The 17,820-nt window shown below is 66.9% G+C and carries 17 protein-coding genes; 13 read left to right on the top strand and 4 right to left on the bottom strand.

Annotated elements, in window-relative coordinates; all coding sequences use genetic code 11:
- Positions 1-88: 88 nt before the first annotated feature.
- Both ftsH and MYXE_RS13250 read left to right on the top strand, forming a co-directional pair.
- Complete coding sequence (gene ftsH / locus MYXE_RS13255; protein ID WP_003920351.1) at positions 89-1,867, top strand: ATP-dependent zinc metalloprotease FtsH; 1,779 nt, start codon at positions 89-91, stop codon at positions 1,865-1,867.
- 31 nt (positions 1,868-1,898) lie between these two features.
- A complete protein-coding gene (locus MYXE_RS13250) occupies positions 1,899-2,078 on the top strand; it encodes a hypothetical protein (RefSeq protein WP_085198317.1) in 180 nt (59 codons plus the stop codon).
- A gap of 153 nt (positions 2,079-2,231) precedes the next feature.
- Here the strand turns inward: MYXE_RS13250 and MYXE_RS13245 are convergent, their stop codons facing one another.
- On the bottom strand, positions 2,232-2,702 hold the full coding sequence (locus MYXE_RS13245) for a peroxiredoxin (protein ID WP_003920352.1): 471 nt from the start codon (positions 2,700-2,702) through the stop codon (positions 2,232-2,234).
- Between the two features lie 50 nt (positions 2,703-2,752).
- On the opposite strand from MYXE_RS13245, the gene MYXE_RS13240 reads away from it, so the two are divergent.
- The 11 genes from MYXE_RS13240 to MYXE_RS13190 all read left to right on the top strand — a co-directional run bounded on the left by MYXE_RS13240 (position 2,753) and on the right by MYXE_RS13190 (position 13,895).
- The gene (locus tag MYXE_RS13240; protein ID WP_085198314.1) at positions 2,753-4,300 is read left to right on the top strand and encodes an anthranilate synthase component I; all 1,548 of its coding nucleotides are present in this window, start codon (positions 2,753-2,755) and stop codon (positions 4,298-4,300) included.
- Entirely contained in the window at positions 4,287-4,943 is a 657-nt protein-coding gene (locus tag MYXE_RS13235) for a TIGR02234 family membrane protein (RefSeq protein ID WP_085198312.1), read from the top strand. Before MYXE_RS13240 ends, MYXE_RS13235 begins: the two co-directional genes overlap by 14 nt.
- A gap of 79 nt (positions 4,944-5,022) precedes the next feature.
- A complete protein-coding gene (gene trpC, locus MYXE_RS13230; protein WP_003920355.1) occupies positions 5,023-5,841 on the top strand; it encodes an indole-3-glycerol phosphate synthase TrpC in 819 nt (272 codons plus the stop codon).
- A 64-nt stretch (positions 5,842-5,905) separates the two neighbouring features.
- Complete coding sequence (gene trpB, locus MYXE_RS13225; protein ID WP_003920356.1) at positions 5,906-7,177, top strand: tryptophan synthase subunit beta; 1,272 nt, start codon at positions 5,906-5,908, stop codon at positions 7,175-7,177.
- Positions 7,174-7,986 (top strand): tryptophan synthase subunit alpha, encoded by an 813-nt coding sequence (trpA, locus tag MYXE_RS13220; RefSeq protein WP_085198309.1) that lies wholly within the window; start codon positions 7,174-7,176, stop codon positions 7,984-7,986. The genes trpB and trpA overlap by 4 nt, the downstream gene beginning before the upstream one ends.
- Positions 7,983-9,083 (top strand): prolipoprotein diacylglyceryl transferase, encoded by a 1,101-nt coding sequence (gene lgt / locus MYXE_RS13215; RefSeq protein WP_085198306.1) that lies wholly within the window; start codon positions 7,983-7,985, stop codon positions 9,081-9,083. The genes trpA and lgt overlap by 4 nt, the downstream gene beginning before the upstream one ends.
- Before the next feature lie 42 nt (positions 9,084-9,125).
- Positions 9,126-9,524 carry an NINE protein gene (locus MYXE_RS13210; protein ID WP_003920359.1) on the top strand — a complete coding sequence of 133 codons (399 nt, stop codon included), beginning with the start codon at positions 9,126-9,128 and terminating at the stop codon, positions 9,522-9,524.
- A complete protein-coding gene (locus tag MYXE_RS13205; RefSeq protein ID WP_415624426.1) occupies positions 9,514-9,939 on the top strand; it encodes a DUF2752 domain-containing protein in 426 nt (141 codons plus the stop codon). Before MYXE_RS13210 ends, MYXE_RS13205 begins: the two co-directional genes overlap by 11 nt.
- Positions 9,940-10,083: 144 nt before the next feature.
- Positions 10,084-11,502 (top strand): pyruvate kinase, encoded by a 1,419-nt coding sequence (gene pyk / locus MYXE_RS13200; RefSeq protein ID WP_003920361.1) that lies wholly within the window; start codon positions 10,084-10,086, stop codon positions 11,500-11,502.
- Between the two features lie 3 nt (positions 11,503-11,505).
- Positions 11,506-12,363, top strand: coding sequence for an acyl-CoA thioesterase II (locus MYXE_RS13195; protein ID WP_085198301.1), 858 nt, complete (start codon positions 11,506-11,508; stop codon positions 12,361-12,363).
- Between the two features lie 116 nt (positions 12,364-12,479).
- Positions 12,480-13,895, top strand: a complete 1,416-nt coding sequence (locus MYXE_RS13190) for a bifunctional lysylphosphatidylglycerol flippase/synthetase MprF (protein ID WP_112650139.1) — start codon at positions 12,480-12,482, stop codon at positions 13,893-13,895.
- A gap of 4 nt (positions 13,896-13,899) precedes the next feature.
- Here the strand turns inward: MYXE_RS13190 and MYXE_RS13185 are convergent, their stop codons facing one another.
- Genes MYXE_RS13185 through cydD form a run of 3 tightly spaced genes read right to left on the bottom strand, consistent with a single transcriptional unit; the run spans position 13,900 to position 17,679 of the window.
- The gene (locus MYXE_RS13185; protein WP_085198298.1) at positions 13,900-14,412 is read right to left on the bottom strand and encodes a DUF4190 domain-containing protein; all 513 of its coding nucleotides are present in this window, start codon (positions 14,410-14,412) and stop codon (positions 13,900-13,902) included.
- Positions 14,413-14,414: 2 nt separating this feature from the next.
- Positions 14,415-16,112, bottom strand: coding sequence for a thiol reductant ABC exporter subunit CydC (cydC, locus tag MYXE_RS13180; RefSeq protein WP_415624425.1), 1,698 nt, complete (start codon positions 16,110-16,112; stop codon positions 14,415-14,417).
- Positions 16,099-17,679 (bottom strand): thiol reductant ABC exporter subunit CydD, encoded by a 1,581-nt coding sequence (gene cydD, locus MYXE_RS13175; protein WP_039889913.1) that lies wholly within the window; start codon positions 17,677-17,679, stop codon positions 16,099-16,101. The genes cydC and cydD overlap by 14 nt, the downstream gene beginning before the upstream one ends.
- Positions 17,680-17,820: the final 141 nt, after the last annotated feature.

Below are 17,820 nucleotides of genomic sequence, written 5' to 3'. Positions count from 1 at the left end.
GGATGGCGAGCGCCACCGGGGCAGGAGCCCGAATTGGTGGTTAGTCCTATTAATTTTCGGACTCGGCTATTTCCTGCTGTTTGGTGGGTTGAGTTTCCAGGACGCACTCGGTGGGCCGCCCAAGGTGTCCTACACCGAATTCACCACCCAGGTCGAGCAGCGCAATGTCGCGGAGGTGTTCTCCCGCGGCGACACTATCGAGGGCAAATTGCGCCAACCCAGACCGCTGCCGGGCCAAGACGCAGGTGGGCAAAATGTCCGGACGTATCAGAAGTTCACCACCGAGCGCCCAACCTTCGCGCAGGACGACCTATTGACGGCGCTGAAGAACAGCGGCGCAACGGTCTCGGCGACTCCGCTGACCCAGCAGCGCGGAATTCTGGCTAACCTGCTGATCTCGGTGGCTCCGACATTGCTGCTGTTCGTTTTTTGGTATTGGCTTTTCAAGCGCAGCGAGAAGTTGGGCATGGGGATGTTCGGCGGCTTCTGGAAAAAGCACAAGCCCGTTGACCCGGAATCGGTGCGAGTGACCTTCGATGACGTCGCCGGGATCGATGAGGTCAAGGCCGAGATTAACGAGGTGGTCGACTACCTGCGCGATCCGGAGAAATACCGCAAGCTCGGGGCCCGCGTACCGAAGGGGGTGCTGCTGGCTGGTGCGCCGGGCACCGGGAAGACACTGCTGGCCCGGGCTACCGCGGGCGAGGCGAACGTGCCGTTCTTTTCGGCGAGTGGCTCGGAGTTTATAGAGATGATCGTTGGGGTCGGTGCTTACCGGGTGCGCGAGTTGTTCGAAGAGGCGCGCAAGGTTGCCCCGTCGATCATCTTCATCGATGAGATCGACACTATTGGCCGGTCACGCTCCAGTGCAATCGCGGTCGGTGGTCACGATGAACGCGAACAGACGCTCAACCAGATCCTCACCGAAATGGATGGGTTCTCCGGGGCGGAGGGTGTTGTGGTGCTGGCCGCGACGAACCGCCCCGACGTCCTCGATCCGGCGTTGTTGCGGCCAGGCCGGTTCGACCGCACGATCACTGTCAATGCGCCAGACCGCAAGGGCCGCGCCGCGATCCTGCGGGTCCACACCCGCAAGGTGCCGCTTGCCAGCGACGTGGATCTCGACCAGTTTGCGGCCTCGACGCCGGGCATGACAGGGGCGGATTTGGCCAATCTTGTCAACGAGGCAGCGCTGACTGCGGCCCGCCACGGGCAGACCCACATCACCAACCAGGACCTGATCGAAGCCCTTGAAAAGGTGCAGCTTGGCATCGCCCGCAACGTGGTGATGTCGGAAGAGCAACGCCGCCGCACTGCCTACCACGAGGCCGGACATGCGCTGCTCGGGATGCTGCAGCCCGGCGCCGACCCGGTGCGGAAGGTGTCGATCATTCCACGCGGTCACGCCCTCGGTGTCACGCTCTCCACCCCGGAGGACGATCGATATGTCTACAGCGAAGAGTACTTGCGCGGGCGCATCATCGGGGCCGTGGGGGGAATGGCGGCAGAAGAAGAGGTCCTAGGTGTGGTGACCACCGGTTCGGAGAGTGACCTTGAGAACGCCACGAATATCGCCCGCGGCATGGTCGGTCGGTGGGGTATGTCCGACCACATCGGCCCGGTGTCGGTACTGCCGAAGGAGGGTGACCCACATATGGCCGGTGTATCTGACGCAATGCTGGGCATCGTGGACGGTGAGGTTCGACGCATCATCGACGAGTGCTACGCCGAGGCACGGAAACTGCTTCAAGACAACCGCGACAAGCTCGACAATATTGTCGCGGAGCTCTTAGCCCACGAGACGTTGGGCGAAGCCGAGGTTTACGCGGCGGCCGGTATTCCGAGGGTGGCCGCGGCACACCCGTAAAGCTGAGCAGGAACAGGTCGATGTCGATATCATGATCGCCAGCGCCCGACGGGTGCACCACGACAGGCGGGCAGTGCGCGACTTCGTCCTCGACCTATTTGGAGAGTCCTATCCCCCGGCTCGGGGCCACACCGCCGCGGATGGCGAGGTCGATTCCGCTGCACGCGGCGAGGTTTCGGCGTTGAAAGACGTCGGCAATGATCACTATTGAGCCTTCCAGCCGCTTAGTTGCCGAAGCCCCCTTGGGGTACCCCGCGCAACGGCACCGTGCGACCACACCCGACAAGCAGACGGGGCAGGCCAAGGCCGCGGCCTGGTGTGCCCGAAAAGCGTTGGGAGGAGCTAGAATTGCAAAACTCAAGCGTCAGCCAGACCGCCCCGTCCGTGCCCGCAGCGTCTCCAACGCCTTGTCCGCGTGCGAGTTGAAGTTGAACTCGCTGCCGATCACGTCGAGCACCCTGCGGTCGGTGTCGATGACGAAAGTGGTCCGCTTGACCGGCATCAACTTCCCCAGCAGTCCGCGTTTGACTCCGAACTGCGAAGCCACCGTCCCGTCGGCGTCGGAGAGCAGCGGGTAGTCGAACCCGTGATCAGCGGCGAACTTGGCTTGCTTGTTCACCGGGTCGGTGCTGATGCCCACCCGCTGCGCGCCCACCGCGGCGAACTCGCTGCCCACATCGCGGAAGTGGCAAGCCTCCCGCGTGCAGCCGGCCGTTCCGGCGGCGGGATAGAAAAATAGCACGACGGGACCGTCGGCGAGCAACTCGCTGAGCTTGCGGGGCGTTCCCGTCTGATCGGGCAGTTCGAAGTCGGGCGCGGTGTCACCGGTTTTCATGGCCGTCACGCTACGCCAGCGGCATCGCAAACGTCTGGGAAGATAACTGCATGCAGGCCCAACTCGCTGCCGCCACCACGTCACGGGAGACGTTCCGGGCGCTGGCGGCCGAGCACCGGGTCGTGCCGGTCACGCGCAAGGTCTTGGCCGACGCGGAGACCCCGCTGTCGGCCTACCGCAAACTGGCCGCCAACCGGCCGGGCACGTTCCTGTTGGAGTCGGCGGAGAACGGCCGGTCGTGGTCGCGGTGGTCATTCGTCGGCGCGGGGGCGCCGTCGGCGTTGACGGTGCGCGACGGCCAAGCGGTGTGGCTGGGTGCGGTGCCGCAGGACGCGCCGACCGGCGGCGACCCGCTGCAGGCGCTGCGCGCCACCCTGGAGTTGTTGGCCACCGCCCCGCTGCCGGGGCTTCCGCCGCTGTCGGGCGGCATGGTCGGCTTCTTCGCATACGACCTGGTGCGGCGGCTCGAGCGGCTGCCCGAGCTGGCGGTCGACGACCTGCATCTGCCCGACATGCTGCTGCTGCTCGCCACCGATCTCGCCGCGGTCGACCACCACGAGGGCACCATCACGCTGATTGCCAACGCGGTGAACTGGAATGGCACCGACGAGCGCGTCGATGAAGCCTACGACGACGCGATCGCGCGGCTGGACGTGATGACCGCCGCACTGGGCCAGCCGCTGCCTTCGACCGTGGCCACCTTCACCTGGCCCGAGCCCAAACACCGTGCCCAGCGCACCGTCGAGGAATACGGCGCGATTGTCGAATATCTCGTCCGGCAGATCGAGGCCGGCGAAGCCTTTCAGGTGGTGCCTTCGCAGCGCTTCGAAATGGACACCGACGTCGAACCCATCGACGTGTACCGGATCTTGCGGGCCTCCAACCCCAGTCCGTATATGTATCTGCTTCATGTGCCGAATGACGTTGGCGGAACGGATTTTTCGATTGTCGGATCTAGTCCGGAAGCACTGGTGACCGTGCACGACCGGTGGGTCACGACGCATCCGATCGCTGGAACGCGTTGGAGGGGACACACCGACGAAGAGGACATCCTGCTGGAAAAGGAACTGCTCGAAGACGACAAGGAACGCGCCGAGCACCTGATGCTGGTCGATCTGGGCCGCAACGACCTCGGCCGGGTCTGCGTGCCGGGAACGGTGCGCGTCGAGGACTACAGCCACATCGAGCGCTACAGCCATGTCATGCACCTGGTGTCGACGGTGACCGGGATGCTGGCCGAAGGCCGCACCGCGCTGGACGCCGTGACGGCCTGCTTTCCGGCCGGCACGCTGTCCGGCGCCCCGAAGGTGCGGGCGATGGAGCTGATCGAAGAGGTGGAAAAGACCCGCCGCGGCCTCTACGGCGGTGTCATCGGCTACCTGGACTTCGCCGGCAACGCCGATTTCGCCATCGCCATCCGCACCGCGCTGATGCGCAACGGCACCGCGTACGTGCAAGCCGGCGGCGGGGTAGTGGCCGACTCCAACGGGCCGTACGAGCACACCGAGGCGACGAACAAGGCACGCGCGGTGCTGCGCGCGATCGCCGCCGCCGAGACGCTCACCGCCCCCGACACCGGCGGCGATGGCAAAGCCTGAGCGGCGCAAGCCGACAGTTCTGACGGCCCAACTGCTGCTGGTGATCGCCGCTGGCGGCCTGTGGGCGGCGGCGCGGCTGCCGTGGGTCGTCGTGCGCTCGTTCGACGGGCTCGGCCCACCCAGGACCGCCACCATTTCCGGGGCGACGTGGTCGACGGCGCTGGTTCCGCTGGCGGTGTTGTTGCTGGCCATCGCGATCGCCGCGCTGGCGGTGCGGGGGTGGCCGTTGCGGCTGCTGGCCATGCTGGTCGCGGTCGCGAGCCTGGCCAGCGGCTACCTGGCCATTGGCTTGTGGGCGCTTCCGGACGTCGCGGCACGCGGGGCCGACCTGGCGCACGTCCCGGTATTCACGCTGGTGGGCAGCGAGCGACGCTACTGGGGTGCCGCGATCACGCTGGTGGCCACGGCGTGCATGGTGGCCGGTGCGGTGTTGCTGATGCGCTCGGCGACAGGGCCGGCGACCACCAAATACGCGACCCGGGCCACACGCCGATCGAGGGCCCGCGGGGACGACGACACGATCTCGGAGCGCGTGATGTGGGATGCGCTCGACGAAGGCCGTGATCCGACGGATCGGCCCGGCGAGGCGGCGCCGCAGCTGGACCAAGACCCGCGACACGAAGCTGACACCGAGGGTCGGTGACGGGCCGCACGCTCTCGGTCGCTACCCTTCGAGGGACGCCGTCAATAACCCGCGGGGCCCGGCGAAAGGAACCGACAGCATGAGTTCGGCAACCGTGCTCGACTCCATCCTCGAGGGAGTCCACGCCGATGTTGCCGCCCGTGAAGCCGTCGTCAGCCTGTCCGAGGTCAAAGCGGCCGCCGCCGCAGCACCGCCGCCGCTTGACGTGATGGCGGCGTTGCGTGCGCCGGGGATCGCCGTCATCGCCGAGGTCAAGCGCGCCAGCCCGTCGGCTGGTCAACTCGCGCCGATCTCCGATCCGGCGAAGCTTGCCCGCGCATACGAGGACGGCGGCGCGCGCATCATCAGCGTGGTCACCGAGGAGCGCCGCTTCCACGGCACGCTAGCCGACCTCGACGCGGTGCGTGCCGCGGTGTCGGTGCCGGTATTACGCAAAGACTTCGTGGTCTGCCCCTATCAGATTCACGAGGCCCGGGCACACGGCGCCGACATGCTGCTGCTGATCGTCGCGGCGCTCGAGCAGCCCGCGCTGGTGTCGATGCTGGACCGCACCGAGTCGTTGGGCATGACCGCTCTGGTGGAGGTGCACACCGAAGAAGAAGCCGACCGGGCGTTGAAGGCCGGGGCGCGGGTGATCGGGGTCAACGCCCGTGATCTCACGACGCTGGAAGTCGACCGCGATTGTTTCGCGCGGATCGCGCCTGGCCTGCCCACCGACGTGATCAGGATCGCCGAGTCGGGGGTTCGCGGTACCGCCGATCTGCTGGCGTACGCGGGTGCCGGTGCGGACGCGGTGCTGGTCGGCGAAGGCCTGGTCACCAGCGCTGACCCGCGGGCCGCGGTCGCTGATCTGGTTACCGCAGGCACCCACCCGTCCTGCCCGAAACCGGCCCGCTAGCCGCCCGTGGGCCCATGGCCGGAAGCGTGAACCCGATGAAGCCGTTGCGCGTTGAGCCTTGGTGATGGCAGATCTTTCGGGCCCGGAGCTTCCTCGCTCTAGTGCGGCCGTCGCCGAACCCACTCGCCACGACCCCGACAGCCGTGGTCACTTCGGCGTGTACGGCGGCCGTTTCGTCGCCGAGGCGCTGATGGCGGTCATCGAGGAAGTCACCGCTGCCTACGACAAGTCCCGCACCGACCAGGAATTCCTCGACACCCTGGACAAGCTGCAGGCGAACTACGCGGGCCGGCCGTCGCCGCTGTACGAAGCTCGCCGGCTCAGCGCGCATGCTCACGGGGCTCGCATCTTCCTCAAACGAGAAGACTTGAACCACACCGGTTCTCACAAGATCAACAATGTGCTCGGCCAGGCGCTGCTGGCGCAGCGGATGGGCAAGACGAGGGTGATCGCCGAGACCGGTGCCGGACAGCACGGGGTGGCCACTGCCACCGCATGTGCGTTGCTCGGGCTGGACTGTGTCATCTACATGGGTGCGGTCGATACCGCGCGCCAAGCACTCAATGTGGCGCGGATGCGGCTGCTGGGCGCCGAGGTCGTGTCGGTCGAATCCGGTTCGAAGACCCTCAAAGACGCCATCAACGAGGCGTTCCGGGATTGGGTGACCAACGCCGAGAGCACGTATTACTGTTTCGGCACCGCGGCGGGTCCGCATCCCTTCCCGACCATGGTGCGCGACTTCCAGCGGATCATCGGGCTCGAAACGCGGGTGCAGATCCAGGATCAGGCGGGTCGGCTGCCCGACGCGGTGACCGCATGCGTGGGTGGCGGATCGAACGCGATTGGTATCTTCCATGCGTTTCTCGACGATCCCGGGGTTCGGCTGGTCGGGTTCGAGGCCGCCGGCGACGGCATCGAAACCGGCCGGCATGCCGCCACCTTCACCGGCGGATCACCCGGGGCGTTCCACGGTTCGTATTCGTACCTGCTGCAGGACGACGACGGCCAGACCATCGAATCGCACTCGATCTCGGCCGGCCTGGACTACCCCGGGGTAGGGCCAGAACACGCGTGGCTGCGGGAAACCGGACGCGCCGAGTACCGGGCTGTCACCGATGCGGAGGCGATGGACGCGTTCGGGCTGCTGAGCCGCAGCGAAGGCATCATCCCGGCGATCGAATCAGCCCACGCCGTGGCCGGCGCTCTGCAACTGGGCGCCGAGATGGGCAGCGGCGCAGTGATTGTGGTGAACCTGTCCGGCCGAGGTGACAAGGACGTCGAGACCGCCGCGAAGTGGTTCGGCCTGCTCGATGCGGAAGGCAACGGCCGGACATGACCGTAGAGCAGAGCCAGATGAGCAGGCTCGCACCACTTTTCGACGCGTGCCGGAATAGCGATCGGGCGGCCTTGATCGGATACCTGCCCACCGGGTATCCCGATGTGCAAACCTCGATCGCGGCGATGATCGCGCTGGTCGAATGTGGCTGTGACCTCATCGAAGTGGGGTTGCCCTACTCGGACCCCGGCATGGACGGCCCAACCATCGCGGCAGCGTCCGAGGCCGCACTTCGCGGCGGGGTGCGGGTTCGCGACACCTTGACCGCCGTCGAGGCGATCAGTGCCGCCGGTGGCCGCGCAGTGGTGATGACGTACTGGAACCCGGTGCTGCGCTACGGGGTTGACGCGTTTGCGCGCGACTTGGCCGCCGCCGGCGGGCATGGACTCATCACGCCTGATCTCATTCCCGACGAGGCCGAACAGTGGTTGGCCGCATCCGACGAGCACGGTCTGGATCGGATCTTCCTGGTCGCCCCCTCGTCGACACCGCAGCGCCTGGCGGCGACCATCGAGGCGTCGCGGGGCTTCGTCTACGCGGCGTCGACGATGGGTGTGACCGGAGCACGCGATGTGGTCTCGCGAACCGCACCCGAATTGGTGCGCAGGATAAGGGCAGTGTCTGACATACCGGTCGGTGTCGGGTTGGGGGTGCGGTCACGACAGCAGGCCGCAGAAATTGCCGGCTACGCTGACGGCGTCATCGTCGGCTCAGCGCTGGTGTCGGCTTTAGCCGAGGGCATGCCAGCGTTGCGCGCACTGGCCGAGGAGCTGGCTATCGGTGTGCGTCAAAGGGATTCCGTACCATGACGAGGATTCTCGCCTACTTCCCCAGCCCGCCACGCGGGGTGTGGCACCTGGGCCCGATTCCCATCCGAGCATATGCGCTGTTCATCATCGCCGGCATTGTCGTTGCGCTGCTGATCGGGGATCGACGCTGGGCGGCGCGCGGCGGCGAGCGTGGTGTCATCTACGACATCGCGCTGTGGGCGGTGCCTTTCGGGTTGGTCGGCGGCCGGCTCTATCACCTGATCACCGACTGGCGCACGTATTTCGGCAGCGGCGGTGCCGGTCTCGTCGCTGCACTGCGGATCTGGGACGGCGGTTTGGGAATCTGGGGTGCGGTGGCGCTCGGCGGCGTGGGCGCGTGGATCGGTTGCCGCCGCCGCGGCATCCCGCTGCCGGCCTTCGCTGACGCGGTGGCCCCGGGTATCGTGCTCGCACAGGCCATCGGCCGGCTCGGGAACTATTTCAACCAGGAACTTTACGGCCGCGAGACCACCATGCCGTGGGGCATGGAAGTGTTCTACCGGCGCGATCCATCGGGATTCGTCGACGTGCATTCCCTCGACGGGGTGTCGACCGGCCAGCTGGCGATGGTGGTGCAGCCGACGTTCCTCTACGAATTGCTGTGGAACGTCCTGGTATTCGTCGCCCTGATCTATCTGGATCGGCGGTTCACGATCGGCCACGGTCGCCTGTTTGCACTGTATGTCGCCGGCTATTGCGTGGGCCGCTTCTGGGTCGAGCTATTACGCGATGACCCGGCGACCCACATCGCCGGGGTCAGGATCAACTCGTTCACATCGACGTTCGTGTTCATCGGTGCAGTGGTCTATGTGATGCTGGCGCCGAGAGGACGCGAGGATCCCGCAACCCTCGGCGGTGCCGGCGGCCCGGCCGTCGAGGAGGAACCGGTTCCGGCGCCCAGTGGCACCAACACCGACGAGCCGGTCGAGCCGTCCGAAACAACGGAAGACACCGAAGTACCAGAGCGCGCCGAGGCCGACGAAACCGAAGCCACGGACGCCGCCGCCGCTGAACCCGCAAACGACCCCGCCGAAGACCAGGCCGACGAAACCGAAGCCACGGACGCCGAGTCCAAGGAGCCCGAAGACGGGTCGTAAGCGCGCGCCTGCGATCGCGGGCCGATCTGGCATGCTGAAGGGGTGACCGACTTGCCGCAGCAAGGCACCCCCGACGACAAGTGGCGCTCAGCGGGCCCGCCGCCCTATGCGCCGCCGCCCGGAGGTGCCGCAGGCTACGTCGATCCCACCGCGCCCTACGGCCGGCATCCCGTGACCGGTGAGCCGCTGTCGGATAAATCGAAGGTCGTCGCCGGGCTTTTGCAGCTGATCGGGTTGTTAGGGTTCCTCGGCTTCGGGCGCATCTACCTCGGCTACACGGGGCTGGGCGTCGCGCAGCTGCTGATCGGTTTGCTTGTTGCCGTCCTGACCTTCGGTTTCGGCGCCGTCGTTCCGGTGATCTGGGGCATCGTGGACGCGGTTTTGATCCTCACCGACAAAGTGCGCGACCCCCAGGGCCGCCCACTGCGCGATGGCACCTAGCCGATTACCCCAGAACGCCCGATCGAGCGGTCGGCGTGGACTACCCGCCTTGCTCGGCTGCGGCGCGCTCCTGACTGCCGCCGTCGCCTATATCGGCCTGGTCGATCCGCACAACCCGCATTCGCTGTTCCCACTGTGCCCGTTCAAGGCGCTTACCGGGTGGAATTGCCCGATATGCGGCGGGCTTCGGATGCTGCATGACGTGCTGCACGCCGACCTGGCGGCGGCCGTCGCCGACAACGCTTTCTTGCTCGTGGGCCTGCCGATGTTGGGGACGTGGATCTTTCTGCGCCGCCGACGCGATCCGGTGTTGCCGATACCCGCCGTGCTGACCATCGCCGCCGCGGCGATCGCGTGGACGGTGCTGCGCAACCTTTCCGGTTTCCCACTGGTTCCGACAGTTACCGGCGGGTAAACGTATGGGATCGAATTCGACTCGCACGCAACAACAATCGGCTTCCCCAGGGGGGCTGACGCCGCTGGTCTGTGAACGATTTGCCGTGCTGGGGCGTGCGTCAACGCGAGCTTTGACCGACAAGCGCGACTATGCTGAGGCGTCGTGAACAGGCGCGGCAAGATCGTCTGTACCCTCGGCCCGGCCTCCAACACCGACGAGATGGTTCCAGCGTTGGTCGAGGCCGGAATGGACGTCGCCCGAATGAACTTCAGCCACGGCGACTACAGCGACCACAAAGCCGCGTACGAGCGGGTGCGGGCCGCTTCTGATGCCACCGGTCGCGCGGTCGGCGTGCTGGCCGACTTGCAAGGCCCGAAGATCAGGCTGGGCCGCTTCGCCGGCGGGGCAACGTATTGGGCCACCGGTGAGACGGTGCGCATCACGGTCGACGACTGCCAGGGCACCCACGACCGGGTGTCGACCACCTACAAGCAACTGGCCAACGACGCGGTGGCCGGCGACAAGGTGTTGGTCGACGACGGCAGAATCGGCCTGCAGGTCGAAAACGTCGAAGGCGACGACGTGGTGTGCACCGTCACCGAGGGCGGCCCGGTCAGCAACAACAAGGGCATGTCGCTGCCGGGAATGAACGTGTCAGCTCCGGCCTTGTCGGACAAGGACATTGAAGATCTTCAGTTTGCGCTGGACCTCGGCGTCGACATGGTGGCGTTGTCGTTCGTGCGTTCGCCGTCGGACGTCGAGCTGGTCCACGACGTGATGGATCGGTTCGGCCGACGGGTGCCGGTGATCGCCAAGCTGGAGAAGCCCGAGGCGATCGACAACCTCGAAGCGATCGTGCTGGCGTTCGACGCGATCATGGTGGCCCGCGGCGACCTGGGCGTCGAACTGCCGCTGGAAGAGGTGCCGCTGGTACAAAAGCGCGCTATCCAGATGGCCCGCGAAAACGCCAAGCCGGTCATCGTCGCGACGCAAATGCTGGATTCGATGATCGAGAACCCCCGACCGACCCGGGCCGAGGCCTCCGACGTCGCTAACGCCGTCCTCGACGGCGCCGACGCGCTGATGCTGTCCGGCGAGACCGCGGTCGGCAAGTATCCGCTGGCGGCGGTCAAGACGATGTCACGGATCATTTGCGCGGTCGAGCAGAACTCGGTCGCCGCCCCGCCGCTGACGCACATCCCGCGCACCAAGCGTGGCGTGATCTCCTACGCTGCCCGCGACATCGGCGAGCGGCTCGACGCCAAGGCCTTGGTTGCGTTCACCCAATCCGGCGACACCGTGCGCCGGCTGGCCCGCCTGCACACCCCGCTGCCGCTGCTGGCGTTCACCGACCTGCCCGAGGTGCGCAGCCAGCTGGCCATGACGTGGGGCACCGAGACCTTCATCGTTCCGCACATGCAGTCCACTGACGGCATGATCCGCCAGGTCGACAAGTCGCTGCTGGAACTGGGCCGCTACAAACGCGGTGACCTCGTCGTCATCGTCGCGGGCGCTCCGCCGGGCACAGTGGGCTCGACCAACCTGATCCACGTGCACCGGATCGGCGAGGACGATGTCTAGCCGATGTCAGACTTCAACGAACTACTTGCGGTGCTGGATCTAAACGACGTCGGCGACGACATTTTCATCGGATCCCATCCGAGCAAACACCCGTTGCGCACGTTCGGTGGCCAGTTGATGGCGCAGTCATTGGTGGCAGCCAGCCGCACCCGTACCCGCGACCTGCCGCCTAACGCGCTGTCGGTGCACTTCATCAACGGCGGTGATCCCAGCAAGGACATCGAGTTCCGCGTGATCCGGCTGCGTGACGAACGACGATTCGCCAACCGTCGTGTCGACGCGATGCAAGACGGCACCCTGTTGTCGTCGGCGATGATCTCGTATCTGTCCGGCGGTCGCGGACTTGAGCACGGCATCGACCCTCCGCAGGTCCCGGAACCGCAGAGTTTGCCGAAAATCGGTGAGCTGCTTCGCGGTTACGAAAACACCGTTCCGCAGTTCGTCAATGCGCTGCAACCCATCGAATGGCGCTACACCAACGACCCGTCATGGGTGATGCGCGACAAAGGCGAACGGCTCCCGCACAACCGGGTGTGGGTCAAAGCCGACGGTGTGCTACCCGACGACCCGGTGCTGCACACCGCGGCGCTGGTGTATTCGTCGGACACCACAGTGCTGGACTCCATCATCACCACCCATGGACTGTCGTGGGGCTACGATCGGATCTTCGCCGCGACCGTCAACCATTCGGTGTGGTTTCACCGGCCGGTCAGCTTCAACGACTGGCTGTTGTACTCGACGTCGTCGCCGGTGGCCGCCGACTCGCGCGGGCTGGGCACCGGGCACTTCTTCGACCGCACTGGACAGCTCGTGGCGACCGTCGTACAAGAAGGCGTCGTGAAGTATTTCCCCGGACGCTGATTTGGCGTCCGCCGACCCGCCCCGCCGGCCGCGATCCGGGCGTAGCGTTCCCGGTGAGCGGGCAGGCAGAATGTAGGGGCTGGACCGACGATGCGCCACCGTTTGAGCGGCGAACAATGCAACCGGAGGTGGGGGTGAACACTTCGTCGGTCGACGTCACGCCCAAGCTGCGTCCCAGCGAGCGAGTGGTCGTACACGTCGACTCCCCGGCCGCCCGTTGGGTTGGCGCGTTGGCCCTGCTCAGCGCGGCATGCTGGCTGGTCGCCCTGATAGCCCACGATCACCGCCACCCCGACTGGCAGGCCACCGGGCGACTGGCGTGGTCGCTGACCGTGCTTGCGGCGGTGGCGCTGATCGCTCGTGGCATCTTTCTGGGCCGGCCGGTCACCGCCTTGCACGCCAGCATCGCTGTCCTCGTCCTGTTCGCCGGGCTGGGCGCACACGTGTTGTCGTTCGACCTGCTAGGCGACGTGCTGATCGCGGGTTCGGGTCTGGCGTTGATGTGGCCCACCTCGGCTCGCCCGCGTGCAGCCGACGTGCCGCGGGTGTGGGCGCTGGTCGACGCCACCAGCGGCGACCCGCTGGCGCCGTTCGCCATGCAGACGGGCAAGTGCTACCACTTCAGCGCGGACGGCAACGCGGCCCTGGCGTATCGCACCCGGATCGGCTACGCGGTGGTCAGCGGCGACCCGATCGGCGATGAGGCGCAGTTCCCGCAGCTGGTGGCCGACTTCGCCGCGCAGTGTCATACCCGCGGGTGGCGGCTGGTGGTGCTGGCGTGCAGCGAGCGACGGCTGCACTTGTGGACCGACCCGGCGGTGGTGGGACAATCCTTGCGGGCCATACCGATTGGCCGAGACGTCGTCATCGACGTGGCCAACTTCGAGATGGTGGGGCGCAAATTCCGTAACCTGCGCCAGGCCGTCCAGCGCACCCACAACTTCGGTGTCACCACCGAAATCGCGTCCGAACAGCAACTCGACGACGACCTTTTGGCTGAGCTGACCGAGGTGTTGCGCGCATCCCCCAAGGGGGCCCACACCGAACGCGGTTTCTGCATGGCCCTCGACGGCGCATTGGAAGGCCGATACCCGGGGGTGTTGCTGATCATCGCGCGCGACGCCTCGGGTAAGGTACAGGGCTTTCACCGCTACGCAACCGCCGGCCACGGCAGCGACATCAGTCTCGACGTGCCGTGGCGTCGCCGGGGAGCGCCGAACGGGCTCGACGAGCGGCTGTCCGTCGACATGGTGATGGCCGCCAAAGATATGGGAGCCCAACGGTTGTCGCTGGCGTTCGCGGCGTTCCCGGAAATCTTCGACGAAAAGCATCGCAACCGGATGCAGAGCCTGTTCTACCGGCTGATCCATCTACTGGATCCACTGATCGCGTTGGAGTCGTTGTACCGATATCTGCGTAAATTCCACTCGCTGGACGGCCGACGCTACGCGCTGGTGCAGCTGCGGCAGTTGTTCCCACTGCTGTATGTGTTGTTGTCGCTGGAGTTCATGCCCCGCCGGCGCCGGCTGTAGCGTTCTACCGCAATGATGGTCGCGGAGTGAGGGTGACGCTGAGCCTGTTTTCGAAGTTCTCCCGAAACCGATCCACGCATTGCTGTCGCAGCGCTGGATTCGACCCGGCCCGCTGCAAGCAATCGATGTAGTCGCCACCGCCGATGTCGTGCCACAGTGCCGCCCAGATCGCGATGAAGATCAGCCCGACCACAATCGCTATGGCGCCCAGCACGATTCCGGCCACCGCGACGCCGCCGTTGTCGGCCTCACCGCGGCGAACTCGCCCATAAGCAACGATTCCCAGCACGCTGGCCGCGACGCCGAGGATGACACCGCCGAACACCGACCACACCCCCAGCAGCGCGATGACGGCAAGCACCAACGACGCGGTGCCCAAGCCGTTGCGCAGGACGCGAGGCGGCACCGTAAATGGGTACGGTTGTTGTTGTGGGGGATGGGGGTAGGATCCGGGCGGATAGGGATACGGCTGGTAGGGCGGTGGGGTGTCGGAGGGATGGTCCGGGGAATCTGTCATTGCTAGCGCTCCACATCGGGCGGCGTCGACGACCGGCAGCCAGCGTACCCGTCGCAGCCGACGCACAGTTGCGGACACCGAATGTCGTTGGGCAGCTGGTGAGTAGCCACCACCACGGTTCGCGCGGCGGTCATCAGCCCGCCGTGGGGGTCGAGCAAGTCGTGCAACAGGATTTCGGCGTCGGCGGCGTCAAGGTGCTCGGTCGGCTCATCGAGCAGCAGGATCCGAGCCGGTGAGATCAGCGCACGAGCCAACAGCAACCGCCTGCGCTGACCCGCCGACAGCGCTTGCGCGCCGCCGCTCAGCATTGTCGCCAGGCCATCGGGTAGACCGGCCAGCCAGCGACCGAGGCCGACGCGGTGCAAAGCCTCAGCGAGCTCGTCGTCGCCGCAGTCGCCGCGGGCGACCAGCAAGTTGTCCCGGACCGTGGTGGCGAAAATGTGGGCGTCTTCGGCGAAAAAGCACACGGCCCTGCGCAGCTCGCTTTCAGCCAGCACGTCGATCGGTGTTCCGTTCAGCTCGACGCGGCCCAGCCGCGGCGGCAGCAGGCCAGCGAGCGTCATCAACAGCGTGGTCTTGCCGCAGCCGCTGGGACCGGTGACCGCCAGCCTCGCGCCGGGCGGCAGGTCCACACTCATCCGCGCTGAGCCAGTCGCGTCGGGGTGAGCTGTGCTGATATCGACGGCGGTCAGTCGAGCCGTCGCCGGCGGCGGGGACGTCGCAGCGCGCGTAACCGGGCGGGTCGCATCGGACGGGATCAGCTCCCGCAGCCGCCGCGCGGCAATCCGCGAGCGGGTCAGCTGGATTGCGGCGCCGGGCAGCGCACTCGTCGCCTCGAACGCCGACAACGGGAGCAACATCAGAATCGCCAGCGTGGTCGGCGCGACCGAGGAGGCCATCGAGATACCGGCCACCACGGCCCCCAGTACGCTGACCCCGATCGCCGCGGTGGGCATCGCCTCGGCAACGGCGGCCGGTTTCGCCGCGGCGTCCAGCACATCGGCCCACCGGCGTTGTCGCCGTGTGGATTCCGCAATGACCCTAGCCAGCGCGCCGCCGACCCGAAGTTCGGGCGCATGGTCGAGAGCGATGATGGCTGCCACGTCGCGCTCGGAAAGATGTTGGCGGGCAACGGTTTCCTGTGCCGTGGTTGCTCGTGCGGCCAGGTAGGGTGCGACGACGCCGGCGGCGAGCAGGCATGCCGCGAGCACGGCCGCCGCCGGGGCCGAGATGGCGGCGACGACCGTCGTTGCCGCCAGCGCCAGAACCGCGGCAACCGCGATCGGTAACACCGCGCGCACCAGCACATTGGCCAACTCGTCGACATCGGCGCCGACCCTGCTCACCAGCTGGCCGCTGTGCAGCCGCGCCACCGCGTCGACCGGTCCCCGGGCCAGGCCTCGATAGATGCGGCCCCGCGCGCTGCCCGCGGCCCGCAGGGCGGTGTCGTGGGTGGCCAGGCGCTCGCAGTAGTGCAGCACTCCGCGAGAAATCGCCAACGCCCGCACCATAACGACCGCCACCGACAGATCCAGCACCGGTGGCATCTGCCAGGCGCGCGTGATCAGCCACGCCGAAACCGCGGCCAGCGCCAGCGCGCTGCTGAGCGCCAGCACACCGAGCGTGACGGCGAGCAGCAGACGCGACAGCCGTGGCCGCAGCAACCTGGCCGCGGTCAGCAGCGAATCAGACATACGCATGACGCTCGGCGCGCACCTCCACCACCTGGTCGCCGATCGCGACGACCTGCTCGCGATGAGCGACCACCACCACGGTGGCCCCTGCCCGCGCCCGCTCGACGACGGCACGCAAAACCCGGGCCTCGGAGTCGGCGTCGAGGTGTGCGGTCGGCTCGTCCAACAACAGCACGGGCGCCGGCGATCCGAGCGCGCGCGCCAAAGCCAAGCGTTGACGTTCTCCTAGCGACAATCCCACCCCGTCGCGTCCCAGGACGGTCTGCAACCCGTCGGGCAGCTTTGCCACCACACTGTCGAATTGCACTGCACGGCAGACTGTGTCAGGGTCGGTCAGCTCGCCGAAGAGGTTCAAGTTGTCGACGACCGTGCCGGGCAGCAGCACCGGGCGTTGCGGTAGCCACGACAGCTGCCGCCACCAGCTGGCCGGCTCGAGCTCGGCGATGTCGATTCCCGCCACGGTCACCTTGCCGGTGCTCGGTGCGATGAGCCCGGCGATGACCTGCAGCGCGGTGGTTTTGCCCGCCCCGTTTCGACCGGTCAGTACCGTGACCTGCGCCGGTTCGAGCACCACGTCGAGATTCCGTGGTGCGGCGCCGTCGCGGCCGTCGACGCTGAGGTTCTCGACTCGAATCGTCGCGCCCTGCGCGCCGCCGATTCGCCGTCCGGGCCGGCTCCTCGGCGGCGGTTGGATGAGCGCGAAGGCTTTATCGGCCGCGGTCCTGCCGTCCTGGGCGGCATGAAATTCCACGCCGATACGCCGCAGCGGCCAGTACAGGTCGGGGGCCAGCAACAAGGCCGTCAAACCGGCGGCAAGACTGATCTGCCCGAACACCAGGCGCAGACCGACACCGACGGCGATCAACGCGACGCCCAGCGTGGCCAGCAGTTCGAGCACCAATGCTGACAAGAACGCGATGCGCAGCGTCGCCATAGCCGAACGTCGGTGTGCGGCAGCCAATTCGGCGATGCGTTGTTCCGGGCCGGCGGCACGGCCCAACGCCCGCAGCGTGGGAATCCCGGCGATCAGGTCCAATAGCTTGGCCTGCAGCGTCGTCATGGCGGCCAGCGCCGCAGCGGATCGCTGAGCGGTCGCCACGCCGATCAACACCATGAACACCGGAATGAGCGGCAACGTCACCAACGCGATCGCGGCCGACTTCAGGTCGTCGACCGCCATCACTACGACGGTGGCCGGGGTCAGGACGGCGGCAAGCAGCAACGCCGGCAGATATCCGGTGAAGTATGGCCGTAATCCATCCAGACCGCGGGTTACCACCGCAGCGGCGGCCTCGCGCTGCGTCGCCAGCCGTCTCGGCGCCTGCGCCGTCACCGCGGTCAACACCTGCGCACGAAGGTCGGCGATCACCGCGCTGGCACCGCGTTGGCCCAGCCTTGCCTGCAGCCAATGCGCCAGCGTGCGAATCGTCCACAGCATCAACAGGATTGACAAGGCCGACGTCCACTGCCGCAGGCTTCGAGGGGACGGTTCGGTGATGATTCCGGCCACGACGTGGGCCAGCACAATCGCCGAGGCGAGTGCGCAGGCGGCGATCACCACACCACAGCCCACGGTAGCGACCAGGAAACGGCGCAGCGCGCTCGAAGCCCGCCACAGCCGCGGGTCCAGGGGCGCACGTCGGCCGGTGCTCAGGACGCTCGCCTCGCCATGACAGCTCCCCGAACCGCGGATCAAGTACTACGACAGAGTGTA

Origin of the sequence: Mycobacterium xenopi, from assembly GCF_009936235.1 — a bacterium.
GTDB lineage: Bacteria > Actinomycetota > Actinomycetes > Mycobacteriales > Mycobacteriaceae > Mycobacterium > Mycobacterium xenopi.
This window is presented reverse-complemented; position numbering and strand designations above follow the sequence as displayed.

Bases quoted from the DNA above. Each gene is read 5' to 3' on its own strand.
- MYXE_RS13250 (WP_085198317.1), top strand. From the start codon at position 1,899: ATGATCGCCAGCGCCCGACGGGTGCACCACGACAGGCGGGCAGTGCGC.
- MYXE_RS13245 (WP_003920352.1), bottom strand. From the start codon at position 2,702: ATGAAAACCGGTGACACCGCGCCCGACTTCGAACTGCCCGATCAGACG.
- MYXE_RS13240 (WP_085198314.1), top strand. From the start codon at position 2,753: ATGCAGGCCCAACTCGCTGCCGCCACCACGTCACGGGAGACGTTCCGG.
- MYXE_RS13235 (WP_085198312.1), top strand. From the start codon at position 4,287: ATGGCAAAGCCTGAGCGGCGCAAGCCGACAGTTCTGACGGCCCAACTG.
- trpC (WP_003920355.1), top strand. From the start codon at position 5,023: ATGAGTTCGGCAACCGTGCTCGACTCCATCCTCGAGGGAGTCCACGCC.
- trpB (WP_003920356.1), top strand. From the start codon at position 5,906: ATGGCAGATCTTTCGGGCCCGGAGCTTCCTCGCTCTAGTGCGGCCGTC.
- trpA (WP_085198309.1), top strand. From the start codon at position 7,174: ATGACCGTAGAGCAGAGCCAGATGAGCAGGCTCGCACCACTTTTCGAC.
- lgt (WP_085198306.1), top strand. From the start codon at position 7,983: ATGACGAGGATTCTCGCCTACTTCCCCAGCCCGCCACGCGGGGTGTGG.
- MYXE_RS13205 (WP_415624426.1), top strand. From the start codon at position 9,514: ATGGCACCTAGCCGATTACCCCAGAACGCCCGATCGAGCGGTCGGCGT.
- MYXE_RS13195 (WP_085198301.1), top strand. From the start codon at position 11,506: ATGTCAGACTTCAACGAACTACTTGCGGTGCTGGATCTAAACGACGTC.
- MYXE_RS13190 (WP_112650139.1), top strand. From the start codon at position 12,480: ATGCAACCGGAGGTGGGGGTGAACACTTCGTCGGTCGACGTCACGCCC.
- MYXE_RS13185 (WP_085198298.1), bottom strand. From the start codon at position 14,412: ATGACAGATTCCCCGGACCATCCCTCCGACACCCCACCGCCCTACCAG.
- cydC (WP_415624425.1), bottom strand. From the start codon at position 16,112: ATGCGTATGTCTGATTCGCTGCTGACCGCGGCCAGGTTGCTGCGGCCA.